Annotated in this window: 16 protein-coding genes; 8 read left to right on the forward strand and 8 right to left on the reverse strand. The window is 69.0% G+C overall.

All coding sequences use genetic code 11. From position 1 onward, the window contains the following. Positions 1-91 precede the first annotated feature (91 nt). From JMJ56_RS16170 to JMJ56_RS16200, 7 genes are read right to left on the reverse strand one after another with little or no spacing between them, the layout of a single operon-like run. Positions 92-433, reverse strand: a complete 342-nt coding sequence (locus JMJ56_RS16170) for a hypothetical protein (protein ID WP_202832799.1) — start codon at positions 431-433, stop codon at positions 92-94. Next, entirely contained in the window at positions 430-1,509 is a 1,080-nt protein-coding gene (mnmA, locus tag JMJ56_RS16175) for a tRNA 2-thiouridine(34) synthase MnmA (protein ID WP_202832800.1), read from the reverse strand. Before mnmA ends, JMJ56_RS16170 begins: the two co-directional genes overlap by 4 nt. Then, on the reverse strand, positions 1,509-2,204 hold the full coding sequence (locus JMJ56_RS16180) for a TenA family protein (protein WP_202832801.1): 696 nt from the start codon (positions 2,202-2,204) through the stop codon (positions 1,509-1,511). Before JMJ56_RS16180 ends, mnmA begins: the two co-directional genes overlap by 1 nt. Continuing rightward, entirely contained in the window at positions 2,197-2,526 is a 330-nt protein-coding gene (locus JMJ56_RS16185; RefSeq protein ID WP_202832802.1) for a ferredoxin family 2Fe-2S iron-sulfur cluster binding protein, read from the reverse strand. The genes JMJ56_RS16180 and JMJ56_RS16185 overlap by 8 nt, the downstream gene beginning before the upstream one ends. Before the next feature lies 1 nt (position 2,527). Continuing rightward, complete coding sequence (locus JMJ56_RS16190) at positions 2,528-3,703, reverse strand: cysteine desulfurase family protein (protein WP_202832803.1); 1,176 nt, start codon at positions 3,701-3,703, stop codon at positions 2,528-2,530. A gap of 18 nt (positions 3,704-3,721) precedes the next feature. Further along, a complete protein-coding gene (locus JMJ56_RS16195; RefSeq protein WP_202832804.1) occupies positions 3,722-4,798 on the reverse strand; it encodes a cysteine desulfurase family protein in 1,077 nt (358 codons plus the stop codon). Then, positions 4,795-5,316 carry an Rrf2 family transcriptional regulator gene (locus JMJ56_RS16200; protein WP_456318793.1) on the reverse strand — a complete coding sequence of 174 codons (522 nt, stop codon included), beginning with the start codon at positions 5,314-5,316 and terminating at the stop codon, positions 4,795-4,797. The genes JMJ56_RS16195 and JMJ56_RS16200 overlap by 4 nt, the downstream gene beginning before the upstream one ends. Before the next feature lie 374 nt (positions 5,317-5,690). On the opposite strand from JMJ56_RS16200, the gene JMJ56_RS16205 reads away from it, so the two are divergent. Together JMJ56_RS16205 and JMJ56_RS16210 are read left to right on the forward strand one after the other, a co-directional pair. Then, complete coding sequence (locus JMJ56_RS16205) at positions 5,691-6,359, forward strand: alpha/beta hydrolase (RefSeq protein WP_202832805.1); 669 nt, start codon at positions 5,691-5,693, stop codon at positions 6,357-6,359. Positions 6,360-6,434: 75 nt separating this feature from the next. Then, the gene (locus JMJ56_RS16210) at positions 6,435-7,388 is read left to right on the forward strand and encodes a tripartite tricarboxylate transporter substrate binding protein (protein WP_202832806.1); all 954 of its coding nucleotides are present in this window, start codon (positions 6,435-6,437) and stop codon (positions 7,386-7,388) included. 33 nt (positions 7,389-7,421) lie between these two features. Here JMJ56_RS16210 and JMJ56_RS16215 read toward each other — a convergent pair whose 3' ends face one another. Further along, the gene (locus JMJ56_RS16215) at positions 7,422-9,194 is read right to left on the reverse strand and encodes a nucleoside hydrolase-like domain-containing protein (protein WP_202832807.1); all 1,773 of its coding nucleotides are present in this window, start codon (positions 9,192-9,194) and stop codon (positions 7,422-7,424) included. Positions 9,195-9,476: 282 nt separating this feature from the next. Here JMJ56_RS16215 and JMJ56_RS16220 point away from each other — a divergent pair, with 282 nt between their 5' ends. The 6 genes from JMJ56_RS16220 (at position 9,477) to dnaJ (ending at position 15,154) form a co-directional block, all read left to right on the forward strand. Next, complete coding sequence (locus JMJ56_RS16220) at positions 9,477-10,106, forward strand: glutathione S-transferase family protein (protein WP_202832808.1); 630 nt, start codon at positions 9,477-9,479, stop codon at positions 10,104-10,106. Between the two features lie 47 nt (positions 10,107-10,153). After that, positions 10,154-10,609 carry an antitoxin Xre/MbcA/ParS toxin-binding domain-containing protein gene (locus JMJ56_RS16225; protein ID WP_202832809.1) on the forward strand — a complete coding sequence of 152 codons (456 nt, stop codon included), beginning with the start codon at positions 10,154-10,156 and terminating at the stop codon, positions 10,607-10,609. Beyond that, positions 10,606-11,082, forward strand: a complete 477-nt coding sequence (locus tag JMJ56_RS16230; RefSeq protein ID WP_202832810.1) for an RES family NAD+ phosphorylase — start codon at positions 10,606-10,608, stop codon at positions 11,080-11,082. Before JMJ56_RS16225 ends, JMJ56_RS16230 begins: the two co-directional genes overlap by 4 nt. 80 nt (positions 11,083-11,162) lie before the next feature. Further along, a complete protein-coding gene (locus tag JMJ56_RS16235) occupies positions 11,163-11,768 on the forward strand; it encodes a nucleotide exchange factor GrpE (RefSeq protein WP_202832811.1) in 606 nt (201 codons plus the stop codon). A gap of 196 nt (positions 11,769-11,964) precedes the next feature. Beyond that, positions 11,965-13,890, forward strand: a complete 1,926-nt coding sequence (gene dnaK, locus JMJ56_RS16240) for a molecular chaperone DnaK (protein WP_202832812.1) — start codon at positions 11,965-11,967, stop codon at positions 13,888-13,890. A 109-nt stretch (positions 13,891-13,999) separates the two neighbouring features. Then, the gene (dnaJ, locus tag JMJ56_RS16245; RefSeq protein WP_202832813.1) at positions 14,000-15,154 is read left to right on the forward strand and encodes a molecular chaperone DnaJ; all 1,155 of its coding nucleotides are present in this window, start codon (positions 14,000-14,002) and stop codon (positions 15,152-15,154) included. Positions 15,155-15,241 lie beyond the last annotated feature (87 nt).

Here is a 15,241-nt window from a genome sequence, read left to right on the forward strand (position 1 = left end):
GCCTCCTTCGGGACCATCTCCCAGGGCGCCCCGCGTATCTTCCTCTTCTCCGTGACGACCGATCTGCAGCGGAACAAGCTCGGCGCCGGGCTTATCCCTTGTCGAGCTTCGCTGCCGCCCGGCGCAGCAGCCAGCCATGGAAGCCCGGCACCTTGCCGATCGCATCCTTGAGCGATTTCAGCTCCCCCTCGGCCCGTGCCTTGGCAATAGCCGCCTCGACGGCCTGCCCGCGCGCCACCTGCTGGCCCTCTTCCAGGGCCGCGATCCGCCGCGCCGCATAGGCCTCGACGCCACCCTTCTCGAACTCGCTAAGGCTCGCCTCCGCTCTGGCGAGCTTCGCCCTGGCCTCGGCCAGCTCCGTCTCGAGCTGCGCCACCCGGCGCCCCTGGCCCTTGGCGCCCTTCGGCTTGGCGGGACGTGGCGGCCGGGTCATGCCGCCTCCCGCCTGATGAAGCCGCCGCCCAGCACCCGCTCCCCGTCATAGAGCACGCAGGCCTGGCCCGGTGCCGCGATGGCCGGCACGTCCGGAGTGACGCGCAGCACGCCGGCCGCCGCATCCCAGCGCGCGAGGGCCGGCTGCGGCACCTCCCGCGCGCGGAGCTTCACCTGGCAGGCGATGGGTCCCTCCGGCGGCGCGCTCAGCCAGTTCACCTCGGCGACGGCGACCTCGGCCTGCGGCAGCGCTGCCCGTGGCCCGACGACAACGCGGCGGCGCCCCGGCTCCACCGCCGCGACATAGAGCGGCTGCTCCCCATCGCGCGATGCCTGCCCCAGCCCGCGCCCCTGCCCGACCGTATAGCGTGCGATGCCCGCATGCCGCCCGAGCACCCGCCCGTCGAGATGGACGATCTCACCTTCTTCCGCCGCATCCGGCCGGAATTTGGCGACGACCTCGGAGTACCGACCCTCGGGCACGAAGCAGATATCCTGGCTGTCCGGCTTCTCCGCCACCGCGAGGCCGAGCCGCGCCGCCTCCGCCCGCACCGCCGCCTTGTCCGGCATCCCGCCGAGCGGGAAGCGGCAGAAGTCAAGCTGCGCCTGCGTCGTGGCGAAAAGGAAGTAGCTTTGGTCCCGCGCCGGATCGGCGGCGCGGTGCAGCTCCGCCCCCGCCGCGCCTTCGATGCGCCGCGCATAATGCCCCGTCGCCAGCGCCTCCGCCCCCAGGTCCCGCGCCAGCCCGACCAGATCTTCGAACTTCACGGTCTGGTTGCAGCGCACACAGGGGATGGGCGTCTCGCCCCGCGCATAGCTATCGGCGAAATCCCTTACGACGGCATCGCGGAACCGGTTCTCCCGGTCCAGCACGTAATGCGGGATGTCGAGCGTATCCGCCACGCGGCGTGCATCGTGGATGTCCTGCCCGGCGCAACAGGCGCCCTTCCGGCTCGTCGCCGCACCGTGGTCGTAGAGCTGCAGGGTGGCGCCGATGACCTCATGCCCTTCCGCCTTCAGCAGCCCCGCGACGACGCTGCTGTCGACTCCTCCCGACATGGCAACCAGAATACGCATCAGGCCGCGTCCAGCCCCTGCTGCCAGAACCGCGCCTCCAGCCGCGCCGCCTCGGCAAAGGTCGCCGAGAGGATGGGGAAGCGCGCCGAGCCGCCATGGCTCTCTCCCAGCGCATCGATCCTAAGGGCCGCCGCCCGCGCCATCGCCTGGTAGCCCGGCGCGGCGTAGGCGTCGATCCAGCTCTGGTATGGGTTGCGCTCGCGCCGCCGGTGCGGGTCGGCGAGGATGCGCAGCGCCACCTCGCCGTAGCCCACCGTACACGGGGCGAGCGCCACTTCGAGGTCGAGGATGTCCCCCGCCAGGCCGCGGTCGATGACGTAGCGGGTGTAGCTGACCGTCTCAGCGCTTTCCGGCGTGCCGCGTACTTCGGCTTCGTCCAGCCCCCATTCCGCGCAGTAGCCGAGATGCAGCTGCGTCTCGGCCAGGATAGCGGCTATGGAGGCGGTCTTGTCCCGCATCGCCTCAATGCTCTCAGCCTTGAACACCGCCAGCGCCTTGGCCCGCGCGAAATGGATGAGGAAGAGGTAGTCCTGGATCAGGTATCGGCGGAAGGCCGCCAGCGGCAGCGTCCCGTCCGAGATTCCCCGGACGAAGGGATGCCAGGTATAGGCCGCCCAATCGCTCGCGCAGGCCTTCCGCAACCGCCGGAACAGCCCGCCCTCAGCCCCAAAATCCGTCCAGGGAGTATCAGCCACCGGCGTTCCTGGTCCCGGAGGGCAGCTTCACCACCAGACCGTCTAGCGCTTCGGTCATGATGATCTGGCAGCCGAGCCGGCTCGTTTCCTGCAGGTCGAAGGCGAGGTCGAGCATGTCCTCCTCGTCCTCGGTCGGCTCCGCCAGCTTCGTGAACCAGCCGCCATCGACGATGACATGGCAGGTCGAGCAGGCCAGCGAGCCCTCGCAGGCGCCCTCAATATCGACGCCGTGCTTGTGCGCGATCTCCAGCACTGACAGGCCGAGCGGTGCATCGACCTCCCGTTTGGTGCCGTCCCGCTCGACGAAGGTCATCTTCGGCATTCTACCTGCTCGCTCCCGCAACGGCCGCCCGCCAGCCCGCGGCAAGGGATGCCGCGGCCCGGTCCACATCCGCGGGCGAGGTAAAGCGACCGATCCCGATCCGCAAGGTGGCGCGTGCCTCCGCCTCAGGAATCCCGAGCGCCCGCAGGACATAAGATGGCTCGACCGCCGCCGATGAACAGGCCGAGCCGGTCGAGACGCAGACCTCCGGCGCCGCCGCCATCAGTGCCTGGGCATCAATGCCGCCGGGGAAGGTGAGGTTGAGGTTGCCTGCCACCCGCCGCTCCAGGTGCCCGTTCACCCGGATATCAGGCACCTCCACCCGCAGCGCATTGAGGAAGCGGTCGCGCTGCCCGGCGATCCGCCCGGCATCCAGCATCGCCTCGATGCCCGCCACCCGCGCCGCCTCGCCGAGGCCGACTACCAGCGGCGCCGGCAGGGTTCCCGAGCGCAGCCCCCGCTCTTGCCCGCCGCCAGAGAAGAGCGGCGCGAGGCGGACGCGCGGCCGCCGGCGCACATAGAGCGCGCCGATGCCCTTCGGCCCATAGATCTTGTGCCCGGAGATCGAGAGCAGGTCGGCCTGGATATCCGCCACATCGAGCGGGATACGACCCACAGCCTGCGCCGCATCGGTATGGAACAGGGCGCCGGCCGCCTTCACGATGGCCCCGATCGCCTCGAGGTCCTGCACCACGCCGATCTCGTTGTTCACCGCCATGACGGAGACGAGCAGCGTCCGCCCATCCACCGCCCCGCGCAGCAGGTCGAGGTCGAGCAGCCCATCCGCCCCGACCGGCAGCAGCACCGGCTCGAACCCTTCCTCGGCCAGGTCCCGCACGCTCTCCAGCACGCATTTATGCTCGGTCGCCAGCGTCACGACCCGCCGCCGCTCGCTGCCCTGGCTGCGGGCGAAGCGCGCCGCCCCCTTGATGGCGAGGTTGTTCGCCTCCGTCGCGCCGGAGGTCAGCACGATCTCTCGCACCTCCGCCCCGACCAGCGCGGCGACCTCCGCCCGCGCCGCCTCCACCGCCTCCTCCGCTGCGCGCCCCATGGCGTGCTCGACGCTATGGGGGTTGGCGAAATTCTCCTCCCACCAGGGCCGCATGGCGGCCAGCACCCGCGGGTCGAGCGGCGTGGTGGCGTGATTGTCGAGATAGACGGGCCGGTTCGATCGCATGCCCCAGATGGTGGCCCCTCAGGCCGCGCTTTTGGAGAGGCGGACGCGCATGGCAGACCATGCTTCGAGGAAGCGCTCTGCCGCATCCTCCGGCGCATTCCAGGGCAGCGAGACGCGGATGCCGCATCCCGCCAGCGCGCCGAGCCCCATCGCCCCCAGCACCGGGCTCCGTGCCACCTTCCCCGAGGAGCATGCCGCCCCCGCCGAAACCCGGACGCCGGCGAGGTCGAGCGCGATCACCTGCGTTTCGGACGCCACGCCCGGCAGGATGATGCAGCTGGTATTCGGCAGCCGCGGCGCCCCTGCCCCGGCGATGACGGCCAAGCCCGCCGCCCCCGCCTCGATTCGGTCCCGCATCGCCGCCAGCCGCGCCGCTTCGCCTGGGCCCGCCGCTGCCGCCGCCATGCCGGCGATGGCCGGCAACGGCTCCGTCCCGCCGCGCCGCCCACGCTCCTGCCCGCCGCCCGCAATCAGCGCCGGCAGGTTGAGCCCCGCCCGCAGCAGCAGCGCTCCTGCCCCCGGCGGCCCGCCAAGCTTATGGCCGGAGATCGCCCAGCTGTCGGCTTCCTCGGGCAAGGCAATGCGCCCCGCCGCCTGCACCGCATCCATGTGCAGCAGCGCCCCGTATGCTCGGCAAAGCGAAGCCGCCTCGGCGATGGGGTGGATCACCCCCGTCTCGTTGTTGGCTGCCATCAGGCAGACCAGCGCCGGCGGCCCGCCGGCGAGCATCCGCTCAAGCGCAGCGAGATCGGCCCGCCCGTCGCCGAGCACGGGCACCACCTCCGCGCCCGTTCCCGCGGCCGCCAGCACCGCCGGATGCTCCGTCGCCCCGGCCAGCACCCGCCGCCCGCGCCCGAGGCCATGGACGGCAAGCGCATTCGCCTCCGTCCCGCCAGCGGTGAAGACGACATCCCCGGGCCGCGCCCCGAAGCGCGCCGCGACGGCCTCCCGCGCTTCCTCCAGCCGCCGCCGGGCTGCCCGGCCCGTGCTATGGATGGCGGAAGGATTTCCCCCCGCATCCAGCGCCGCGAGCACGGCCGTCCGCGCCGTCGGCCGCAGGGGCTCGGTGGCATTCGCATCCAGATACAAGGTCATTCCACTGCCGCCTGCATCCGCGGCACATTGGCCCGTCCGGCAATCCGCCCGGCAACGATGTCCGCCAGCGTCAGATGGGCCAGGAAGAGGCGGATCTGCTCGCCAAGTTCCTCCCATAGATCATGTGTCAGGCATTTCCGACCGGCCAGGCATCCCGGCGAGCCTTCCTCGCAGCGGGTTGCCCGCAGCGGCTCGTCCACCGCATCGACGATGGCGGCAATGGCGATTTCCGCCGCAGGCCGGGCCAACCGGTAGCCGCCCCCCGGTCCGCGCGCCGAGGCAACAAGCCCAGCCCGCCGCAGATGACCGAACAATTGTTCGAGATAAGCCACCGAGAGCATCTGTGCCCCGGCCAGGTCCGCCAGCGAGACCGGCCGTGACGCTGGATTCCCAGGTCTTCCAGCGGCTTCGCACCCTCCGTCTCGAACCGCGAGCTCGACCATTGCCATCACCGCATAGCGACCACGGGTAGAAAGTCGCATCGCCCAATCCCCTGATTCCAAGCGCCCGGCCGGCACGCCACCCGGCCCCATGCCGTGAACGAGGGGGCCGCGCCTTGAATTCGTTATGAAACGTGGAGGCGCATCCCTATATTCCCGCCACCCCCGGATCCGGGAGACTGTCTGGGGGGTTGCCGATCCATGAACTGGAGACATAGCTGCTGCGATGAAACACGTCCCCTCCGGGAGCGTCGCATCCATCAGGCTATTTTGTCCGACCAATCCGGTCAACCTTTGGGCCGGGTGGAACATGGACCGGGGCTGGCCCCGTCAGGCCGGCAAGGACTTCCCCAGCAAGCGCACTTGCGCGCTTGGCCTGTCGGCGGGCTGGTACACCTCCCCGTCGGCAGCCCAGACGCGCAGGGCACAACCGGAATTGGACCCACGGGACGATGCCTGAGGTCATGTTCGCCGGCCCCGACGGCCGGCTCGAAGGCCGCTACCACCACTCGAAGCAGCCGAACGCGCCGGTGGCGCTGCTGCTGCACCCGCACCCGCTGCATGGCGGGACCATGAACAACCGGGTGATCTACGCGCTCTATCAGCGCTTCCAGGCCATGGGCTTCTCGACCCTGCGATTCAACTTCCGCGGGGTCGGCCGCAGCCAGGGCCGGTATGACGGCGGCATCGGCGAGATCTCCGACGCCGCTTCCGCTCTCGACTTCCTGCAGGCGGTGAACCCGAACTCGCACAGCCTCTGGGTCGCCGGCTACTCCTTCGGCGCCTATGTCGGCATGCAGCTGCTGATGCGCCGGCCGGAAATGGGCGGCTTCGTCTCCATCAGCGCGCCCGCCAGCCACTACGACTTCGGCTTCCTCGCCCCCTGCCCGTGCAACGGCCTCATCCTGCACGGCGCGGCGGATGAGCTGGTGCCGGAGAGCTCGGTGAAGAAGCTGGTCGACAAGCTGAACACCCAGCGCGGCATCACCATCGACTACCGCGTGATGTCTGGCGCCGGCCATGTCTTCACCCCGGAGGAGACCGAACGGGTGGTGGACATGTCGGAGGATCATGTGAATAGCCGCATGAACCGCAGCCGGATGGCGCTCGCCGCCGACTGATCGGCGTATCGACGGTTGCAGGACCGAGGGCCGGGGGGGGACACTCCCCGGCCTTCGTCATTTCGGGAAACCCCGATGCCCAAGCGCCGCGCCCTCCTTGTAGCCCCCGCCCTGCTTCTCGCCCGCCCGGCTCCGGCCGCTGACTGGCCCGACCGGCCGCTCACCATGATCGTCGCCTTCGCCCCCGGCGGCGGCACCGACCTCGCGGCCCGCACCATCGCCCGCTTCCTGGAGCGCGACCTCGGCCAGCCCGTCGTCGTCAACAACCGCCCCGGCGCCGGCGGCGAGATCGGCTTCGGCGAACTGGCCCGGGCGCGGCCGGACGGCCTGACCATCGGCTTCATCAACACGCCGCACATCGTCACCCTGCCGATCGAGCGCCGCACCCGCTTCCGGCTGGAGGACTTCACCCCCATCGCCAACATCGTCGATGACCCGGGCGCCTTCTACGTCCTGACCGACAGCCCCTATCGCAGCCTCGCCGACCTCATCACCGCTGCCCGCGCCAGGCCCGAGAGCATCAGCTATGGCAGCACCGGCATCGGCTCCGACGACCACCTCGCCGTTCTTGCCTTCGAGCGCCAGGCCGGCATCCGCCTGCTCCACATTCCCTATGCCGGCAGCGCCCAGGTGAAGCAGGCGCTGATCGGCAAGACCATCGAGATCGCCTCGATGAACGTCGCGGAGGGCGTCCAGGAGAGCCGCCAGGGCCTGCTCCGCATGGTGGCGCAGATGGGCGAACGCCGCACCGAGGTGGCACTCGAGATCCCCACCTTCCGCGAAGCGGGCTTCGACGTGGTGGAGGGCTCGATGCGCGGCCTCGCCGCTCCCACTGGCCTGCCGCCTGCCGTGCTGCAACGGCTGTCGCTGGCGGTGGACCGGGTGGTGCAAGACCCGGAATTCCAGATGAGTGCCTCGCAGCAGGCTCTGCCGCTCCGCTTCCTTGGGCCGGAAGCCTATCTCGCCGAACTCACTGCGCTGCGCGACAAGTACCAGGCCCTGTGGTCAGCCCATCCCTGGAGGGAGTAGCGGGGGAGGGGCTGCACGCCCCTCCCCGCCGGCTCAGGCGAAGAGCTGGTCCGCCATCGCCACGTTGCCGGTATCGGTGAAGGCGAAATCCGCCGCCCCGTTCCGGTTCAGCAGCGCCGTGTCCCGCGCCAGGTCGGTGCCGTTGTAGCTGATGCCGTCGACATGCAGGTTGCGGTCGGCGCCCGCCATGCCGCCATAGGCATCGTTGAGGAAGGTGACGGTGACCTTGTGCGAGCCGGCGTTCCAGTCGCCCCGCACGGTGATGACATCATCCTGCCCCGATGCATGGGAGGCGCTCGCGGTCAGCGTGCCGCCGATCTGCTTGCCGTCGACCTTGATGGTGTATTGCGCGCTGCCGTTCCAGGCATCCTGGCTGATCTTCAGCACCAGTGCGTCGCTGCCGCTGCCGACGGTCTTCACTGCCCCGCCGCCGGGGACCGCGCCGCCGGCATCGGTAAAGGTAAAATCCGCCGCGCCATTCTTGTTGAGGAAGGCCGTCCCCTCGGCAAGCGCCTTGCCGTTGTAGCTGACGCCGTCGACATGCAGGTTGCGGTCGGCGCCGGCGCTGCCGCCCCAGGCATCGTTGAGGAAGGTGACGGTGACCTTGTGGTTGCCCGCGCTCCAGTTGCCCTTGATGGTGATGACGTCATCCTGTCCCGCCGCATGGGAGGCGCTCGCCGTCATCACGCCGCCGATCTGCTTGCCGTCGACCTTGACGGTGTATTGCGCGCTGCCGTTCCAGGCGTCTTGGCTGATCTTCAGCACCACCGCGTCGCTGCCGCTGCCTGCGGTCTTCACCACCCCGCCGCCGGGCGCCGGCCCGGGTGTCGGCACCGGTGCCGGCGAAGAGGATGTCAACCAGTCGAAGCGCTTGGCGAAGTCGCCCTGCCAGGCGGCCCGGTCCTCGTAGACCGTCCGCGCCCCGCCGCTCTCGGCGAAGTTGAAGCCCTGGTCGGTGCGGTCCACCCAGTACTGGTTGCCGGCCTTGCGGTACTCGCCGCCCCAGCTTTCGGCCGTCGGGTCGTCGTTGTTGCTGGCGGTGTCGATCAGGTAGAGGATGGTGGCCGAGTCGCCCATCTTCGTCAGGTTCAGGTCGCCCGACGTGCCGCGGATGTCGATCGTGTTCTGGTAGAACAGGTCGCCGAGCGCGCCATGCCCCTTCGCGTTGTTGGCGGCCCAACTATTGCCGGTCGGATAGCGGTTATCGGGGAGGGCATAGACCCCGAAATGCGTGCTGGCCTCGTCGATCCACCAGAGATCGCCTTTGCCGGCGAAATTCGTCTTGAGGTACTTGTGCGCGTTCGGCTCCTGCACCTGGCCGGCCACCGAGAGCAGGCGGATGTTGTCCGCGATGTCCGGCGCGTCATACAGCGCCCGCGCCACGTCGCCGACCCCGCCCCAGGTGGTGACATAGAGGTCGGTGCCCGCCGCGGCGGCCTCGCGCGCCTCGCGCACGATGGCGCGCGAGGCGTCGGTCTGCGCCACGATGCCGCTCGCGCCCGCGACCGTCTTGGTGCCCTGGTAGGTGATACCGTGCAGCTCGGCCGCCGTCTTGAAGCCGCTGCCATGCCGCGCAAGCTCGTCCTGGTTGGCGCCGTATTTGTCGATGACATGGTGGATGAAGGAAGCGTCGTTCTTGCCGGGCTGCCAGCGCGAGACGCTGGAGGCAATGCCGACGATGTCGAACTTGTCCTGGTACATCAGCGCATGGACGAGGGATTGGACGTCGTCCTTGTCACCATCGATGTTGTTGATGCCAGTGATCATCTGCATATCGGTCGAGATGAACAGCCTCGGGAGAGCCATCGGAAACTCCTGCCTTCTGCCTGCCGGCCCGGCGGACCCGCCCCTCATCCGGTCTGGATGCGAGGGCGGGCCGCCGGGGCGGCTCATGGAGGTCTGACTTCGCGATTGCGTGAGTCTGGTTTCCTGTCTGTCATCCGTCTTGCGGGAATCTTAACGGCATAAAATAAACTTCAGGTTGATATGATGTCACCGTCACGGCCATGGTCGGGTGCGTTCCGCAAAACGTCCTGACAACCGGTTCCGGCTCGCCCAGAGTGCCGCCGCACGCCCGGAGGCCAGCCGATGATCCAGGTCCATCACCTGAACAACTCCCGCTCCCAGCGCATCCTCTGGCTGCTGGAGGAGCTGGAGCTGCCCTATGAGGTCGTCCGCTACGAGCGGGATCCGCAGACCATGCTCGCCCCTCCGGAGCTCCGCGCCATTCACCCGCTCGGCAAGTCCCCCGTGGTGGTCGAGGATGGCGAGACCGTTGCCGAGACCGGCGCCATCGTTGAATACATCCTGGAGCATCACGGCGCCGGCCGCCTTACGCCCCCCTCGGGCACGCCGACCCATCGTCGCCTTCGCTATTGGATGCATTTCGCCGAGGGCTCGGCGATGACGCCCCTGCTGGTGAAGCTCTACCTGACCCGGGTCGGCGAAGCGGCTGCCCCCGTCCTTTCCCGCATCGAGGCCAATATCGCCGGCCTGCTCGACTACCTGGAGGCGGAGGTGGAGAAGGAGGGATATTTCGCCGGCCCGGACTTTACCGCCGCCGATGTGATGATGAGCTTCCCGCTCGAGGTCGCCACCGCCCGCGGTGGGCTGGATGCTTCCCGCCCCGCCCTGTTCGGCCTGCTTCGCAAGCTCCAGGCCCGCCCCGCCTATCGCCGGGCGCTGGAGCGCGGCGGCTCCTACGCCTACGCCCCTTGACCTTGCCTGCTCCTTTGAGCATTTAATATGCTCAAAGGAGCAGCCGTATGCATACCCGCGCCATTCCGGCCGGCCTGTCCCACTATCTCCGCCTTTACCAGGCCTCCGCAGTCGAGCGGATCGAGATGATCAAGGCCGGCCTCTCCGCCAGCGAGGCCAAGCGCATCTTCGCCGACCTCGCTATTGGCCAGGGCGTCGCCCTCAAGGCATTGCGCCTATCGCCCGCGACGGTGAACAAGAAGGCCAAGCAGGACGGGACCCTCTCCCCCGGCGAGAGCGAGCGCGTGCTCGGCATGGCGAAGCTGGTCGGCCAGTTGGAGGCGATGATCCAGGCCTCCGGCGACCCGGAAGGCTTCGACGCCACCGCCTGGATGTCCCGCTGGCTCCAGGCGCCGCTGCCCGCCCTCGGCGGCCGCTGCCCGATCGACCTGTTGGATACGATGGAAGGCCAAGCCCTCGTTTCCACCACCCTCGCCCAGATGCAGAGCGGGGCCCATGCGTGAGCCGCACCGCCTGGCGCATTGCGACCGACACGCCCGACTACGAGGCCGATGACCTCTCCGGCGCCGGCGCCAAGCAGAGCGGTGGCCGTTGGAACGAGCGCAGCCTGCCCATGCTCTATGCCTCGGAGAACCGCGCCCTCGCCTGCCTGGAGACGGTCGTCCACCTGAATGCCGGCGGCCTCCCCTTCAACCGCTACTTGGTAGAGATTGCCATTCCTGAGGCCCTGTGGACAGCCGCGCAGCAGGAGACACCCGCCAGCCTGCCGGTCGGCTGGGACGCCCAGCCCGCCGGGCGCGCCAGCATCGCCTTCGGCACGCGATGGCTGCGTGCCGGCCGCTCCGCCCTGCTGATCCTCCCCTCCGCCATCGTGCCGGAGGAGCAGAACATCCTGATCAACCCCCAGCATCCGGCGAGCGCTGGCATCGTCGCCCGCAAGATCCGGCGCTGGCTCTATGACGCGAGGCTTGCGTAAACCACACTCACCCCGTTGCCCTGGCTTCCCGCAGCGACTACCTGACGCGGGACAGTTCTCCTCATTTCGCAAAGACAGGCATGAGCGATCCAACCGACCTGCCGCCGGGCACCGCGCCGGCGGATACCCAAGCCGCGGCCCCGGCCACCGAAGCCGAGGCGAGCCCCGACCAGTCCCCGCCCAACAGCTTCGCCGAGCGCATCGCAGCGCTGGAGGCCGAGGTCGCGCAGTTCCGCGACCGCTGGATGCGCGCCGAGGCGGAGACGCAGAACCTCCGCGCACGCACCCAGCGCGAGGTGGCGGATGCCCGCAACTACGCCATCCAGAAATTCGCTGGCGACGTAGTGGAAGCCGCGCAGAACCTCCGCCGCGGCCTCGAGGCCCTGCCCGCCGCGGGCGAGGGCGAGGACCCGCTGCTGGCAAAGCTCCGCGAGGGCTTCGAGGGCGTCGAGCGCAGCTTCATCGGCATGCTGGAGCGCCATGGCATCGCGCGCCAGGAGGCCCAGGGCCAGCCCTTCGACCCGGCGCTGCACCAGGCGATGGCCGAGCAGCCGGCGCCCGAGGGCGTCGCCCCCGGCACCGTCATCCAGGCCTGGACCCCGGCCTGGACGCTGAACGGCCGGCTGCTGAAGCCCGCCATGGTCGTCGTCGCGGCAGGCGGCTCCGCCAGCGCCTCGGCCGCCTAAAATTTAGCCACAGCCAGGCCAGGGGGCTTGTCCTGCCCCTGGCCGGGCCATACATCGGGAGCGTCGCCGGAAGCCTTCCGGCAATATTCCCATCCGAAGATCGCCCGCGCCCGAAGGCCCGGGCAAGGTCAGATCAAGGGGACGGGTGCGGTGCCATGTCAGGGCCGCCCTCGACCGCCGCAGAGGAGAAGCACGGATGAGCAAGGTTATCGGCATCGATCTCGGGACCACCAATTCCTGCGTCGCCATCATGGAAGGCAAGGAAACGCGGGTCATCGAGAACGCCGAGGGGGCGCGCACGACGCCCTCCATGGTCGCCTTCGCCAAGAACGGCGAGCGGCTGGTCGGCCAGAGCGCCAAGCGCCAGGCGGTGACCAACCCGAACAACACGCTCTACGCGGTAAAGCGCCTGATCGGCCGCCGCTTTGACGACCCGATCGTCAACAAGGACATCCACCTCGTCCCCTACAAGATCAGCCGCGCCGACAACGGCGATGCCTGGGTCGAGGTCGACGGCCAGAAATACGCGCCGCAGCAGATCAGCGCCAACGTGCTCGGCAAGATGAAGGAGACGGCCGAGGCCTATCTCGGCGAGAAGGTGACGCAGGCCGTCATCACCGTCCCCGCCTACTTCAACGACGCCCAGCGCCAGGCCACCAAGGAGGCCGGCGCCATCGCGGGCCTCGAGGTGCTGCGCATCATCAACGAGCCGACGGCGGCAGCCCTCGCCTACGGCATGGACCAGAAGAAGGGCGGCACCATCGCGGTCTACGACCTCGGCGGCGGCACCTTCGACGTCTCCGTGCTCGAGATCGGCGACGGCGTCTTCGAGGTGAAGTCCACCAACGGCGACACCTTCCTCGGCGGCGAGGATTTCGATGCCCGCATCATCGACTACCTGGCCGACGAGTTCCGCAAGGAGCAGGGCATCGACCTGCGCGGCGACAAGCTCGCCCTGCAGCGCCTGAAGGAGGCCGCCGAGAAGGCGAAGATCGAGCTCTCCTCCGCCAAGCAGACCGAGGTGAACCTGCCCTTCATCACCGCCGACGCCTCTGGGCCGAAGCACCTGGTGATGACGCTGACGCGCTCGAAGCTCGAGGCGCTGGTCGATGACCTCATCGCCCGCACCATGGAGCCCTGCAAGCAGGCGCTGAAGGATGCCGGCCTCTCCGCCGGCGAGATCGACGAGGTGATCCTGGTCGGCGGCATGACCCGCATGCCCAAGGTCATCGAGGCGGTGAAGCAGTTCTTCGGCAAGGAGCCGGCCCGCAACGTAAACCCGGACGAGGTCGTCGCCATCGGTGCCGCCATCCAGGGCGGCGTGCTGAAGGGCGAGGTGAAGGACGTCCTGCTGCTCGACGTGACCCCGCTGAGCCTCGGCATCGAGACGCTGGGCGGCGTGTTCACCCGGCTCATCGACCGCAACACCACCATTCCGACCAAGAAGTCCCAGGTCTTCTCGACGGCCGACGACAACCAGACCGCCGTGACGATCAAGGTCTTCCAGGGCGAGCGGGAGATGGCGGCTGACAACAAGCTGCTGGGCAACTTCGATCTGCAGGGCATCCCGCCGGCGCCGCGCGGTGTGCCGCAGGTGGAGGTGACCTTCGACATCGACGCCAACGGCATCGTCTCCGTCAGTGCCAAGGACAAGGCGACCGGCAAGGAGCAGCAGATCAAGATTCAGGCTCGCTCCGGCCTGTCGGACAACGACATCGAGCGGATGGTGAAGGACGCCGAGGCCAATGCCGAGGCCGACAAGAAGCGCCGCGAGACCGTCGAGGTCCGGAACAACCTGGAAGCCTTGATCCACAGCGCCGACAAGACGCTGAAGGAGAACGGCGACAAGGTCGGCCCAGCCGAGAAGGGCGAGGTCGAGTCGGCGATCGCCGCGGCCCGCACCGCGCTCGAGGGCGGCGACGTGGAGGCCATCCGCACGGCCTCCGAGACGCTGTCTCAGGCGACGATGAAGGTCGGCGAGGCGCTCTACAAGGCGCAGCAGGCCTCCGAGCAGCAGGCCGGCGGCGCCCAGCCCGGCGCCGGGGCCCCTGGTGGCGGCTCCGACAAGGTGGTGGATGCCGACTTCGAGGAAGTCGACCCCACCAAGAAGAAGTCCGGCTAAGCCGGACTCGCACCCGGCCTTCAGGCCGGGTTCGTCGGAGTTCGGGCCCGGGGACTAGCTCCTCCGGGCCCTTTTCGCAGCACCTTCCTCAGGGGATGTCGCCCCGGTCATGGCGAAACGGGATTATTACGAGATCCTCGGTGTCTCACGCGAGGCGAGCGAGGACGAGCTGAAGAAGGCCTATCGCAAGCTGGCGATGGCCTATCACCCTGACCGCAACCAGGGTGACAAGGAAGCCGAGGCCAAGTTCAAGGATTTGAACGAGGCCTATGACGTTCTGAAGGATGCCGAGAAGCGCGCGGCTTATGACCGCTTCGGCCATGCCGCCTTCGAGGGCGGCGGCGGCCCGGGCAGTGGGGGCGGTGCCGGTGGCAACCCCTTCGGCGCGGGCTTTGAGGATATCTTCGAGGAGATGTTCGGCCGCTTCGGCGGCGGGGGCGGCCGTGGCCGGCAGCGCCAAGCCTCCGGCCGCGGCGCTGACCTCCGCACCACGGTCGAGATCAGCCTGGAGGAGGCCTTCGCCGGCACCAAATCGACGGTGCGCGTGCCCAGCAGCGTCTCCTGCGAGGCCTGCAACGGCAGCGGTGCCGAGGCCGGCTCCACCGCGGCGCAGACCTGCCCGACCTGTCAGGGTGCCGGCAAGGTCCGTGCCCAACAGGGCTTCTTCCTGATCGAGCGCACCTGCCCCACCTGCGGCGGCCAGGGCAAGACCATCAAGAACCCCTGCAAGGTCTGCCAGGGCGCCGGCCGCGTGCAGCGCGATCGCAACCTCAACGTCTCCATCCCGGCAGGCGTGGAGGACGGCACCCGCATCCGCCTCGCGGGCGAGGGCGAGGCTGGGCTCCGCGGCGCGCCGGCGGGCGACCTTTATGTCGATATCGGCATCCGCCAGCACCCGATCTTCCAGCGGGACGGCGCCAATATCTTCGTCCGCGTGCCCTTGCGGATGACGCAGGCGGCACTCGGCGGCACGGTGGAGGTGCCGGTAATCGATGGCGGCCGCGCCCGCGTCACCATCCCGGCCGGGACCCAGGCGGGGGACCAGTTCCGCCTGCGCACCAAGGGCTTCTCTGTCCTTCGCAGCGCGACGCGGGGCGACATGTATGTCCAGGTCTCGGTCGAGACTCCGCAGAACCTCAGCAAGCGCCAGCGCGAATTGTTGGAGGAATTCGAGGCCGAGGCTGCCAAGGGCGGCCGCACCAGCCCTGAAAGTGAGGGATTCTTCGCCAAGGTGAAGGATTTCTGGGACGGGTTGGCACGGTAACGCTCTCGTGACTGACGTCTTAAGGGCTGGCGTCTGAAGAATGATTCGGCTGCGGGAACCCGCTCCGATTCGCCACGTTGTATATCC

Source organism: Belnapia arida (assembly GCF_016773205.1).
GTDB lineage: Bacteria > Pseudomonadota > Alphaproteobacteria > Acetobacterales > Acetobacteraceae > Belnapia > Belnapia arida.

What these genes read in the sequence shown, in the direction of transcription:
- JMJ56_RS16170 (WP_202832799.1), bottom strand. Translation starts at nt 433, where the DNA reads ATGACCCGGCCGCCACGTCCCGCCAAGCCGAAGGGCGCCAAGGGCCAG.
- mnmA (WP_202832800.1), bottom strand. Translation starts at nt 1,509, where the DNA reads ATGCGTATTCTGGTTGCCATGTCGGGAGGAGTCGACAGCAGCGTCGTC.
- JMJ56_RS16185 (WP_202832802.1), bottom strand. Translation starts at nt 2,526, where the DNA reads ATGCCGAAGATGACCTTCGTCGAGCGGGACGGCACCAAACGGGAGGTC.
- JMJ56_RS16190 (WP_202832803.1), bottom strand. Translation starts at nt 3,703, where the DNA reads ATGCGATCGAACCGGCCCGTCTATCTCGACAATCACGCCACCACGCCG.
- JMJ56_RS16195 (WP_202832804.1), bottom strand. Translation starts at nt 4,798, where the DNA reads ATGACCTTGTATCTGGATGCGAATGCCACCGAGCCCCTGCGGCCGACG.
- JMJ56_RS16205 (WP_202832805.1), top strand. Translation starts at nt 5,691, where the DNA reads ATGCCTGAGGTCATGTTCGCCGGCCCCGACGGCCGGCTCGAAGGCCGC.
- JMJ56_RS16210 (WP_202832806.1), top strand. Translation starts at nt 6,435, where the DNA reads ATGCCCAAGCGCCGCGCCCTCCTTGTAGCCCCCGCCCTGCTTCTCGCC.
- JMJ56_RS16215 (WP_202832807.1), bottom strand. Translation starts at nt 9,194, where the DNA reads ATGGCTCTCCCGAGGCTGTTCATCTCGACCGATATGCAGATGATCACT.
- JMJ56_RS16220 (WP_202832808.1), top strand. Translation starts at nt 9,477, where the DNA reads ATGATCCAGGTCCATCACCTGAACAACTCCCGCTCCCAGCGCATCCTC.
- JMJ56_RS16225 (WP_202832809.1), top strand. Translation starts at nt 10,154, where the DNA reads ATGCATACCCGCGCCATTCCGGCCGGCCTGTCCCACTATCTCCGCCTT.
- JMJ56_RS16235 (WP_202832811.1), top strand. Translation starts at nt 11,163, where the DNA reads ATGAGCGATCCAACCGACCTGCCGCCGGGCACCGCGCCGGCGGATACC.
- dnaK (WP_202832812.1), top strand. Translation starts at nt 11,965, where the DNA reads ATGAGCAAGGTTATCGGCATCGATCTCGGGACCACCAATTCCTGCGTC.
- dnaJ (WP_202832813.1), top strand. Translation starts at nt 14,000, where the DNA reads ATGGCGAAACGGGATTATTACGAGATCCTCGGTGTCTCACGCGAGGCG.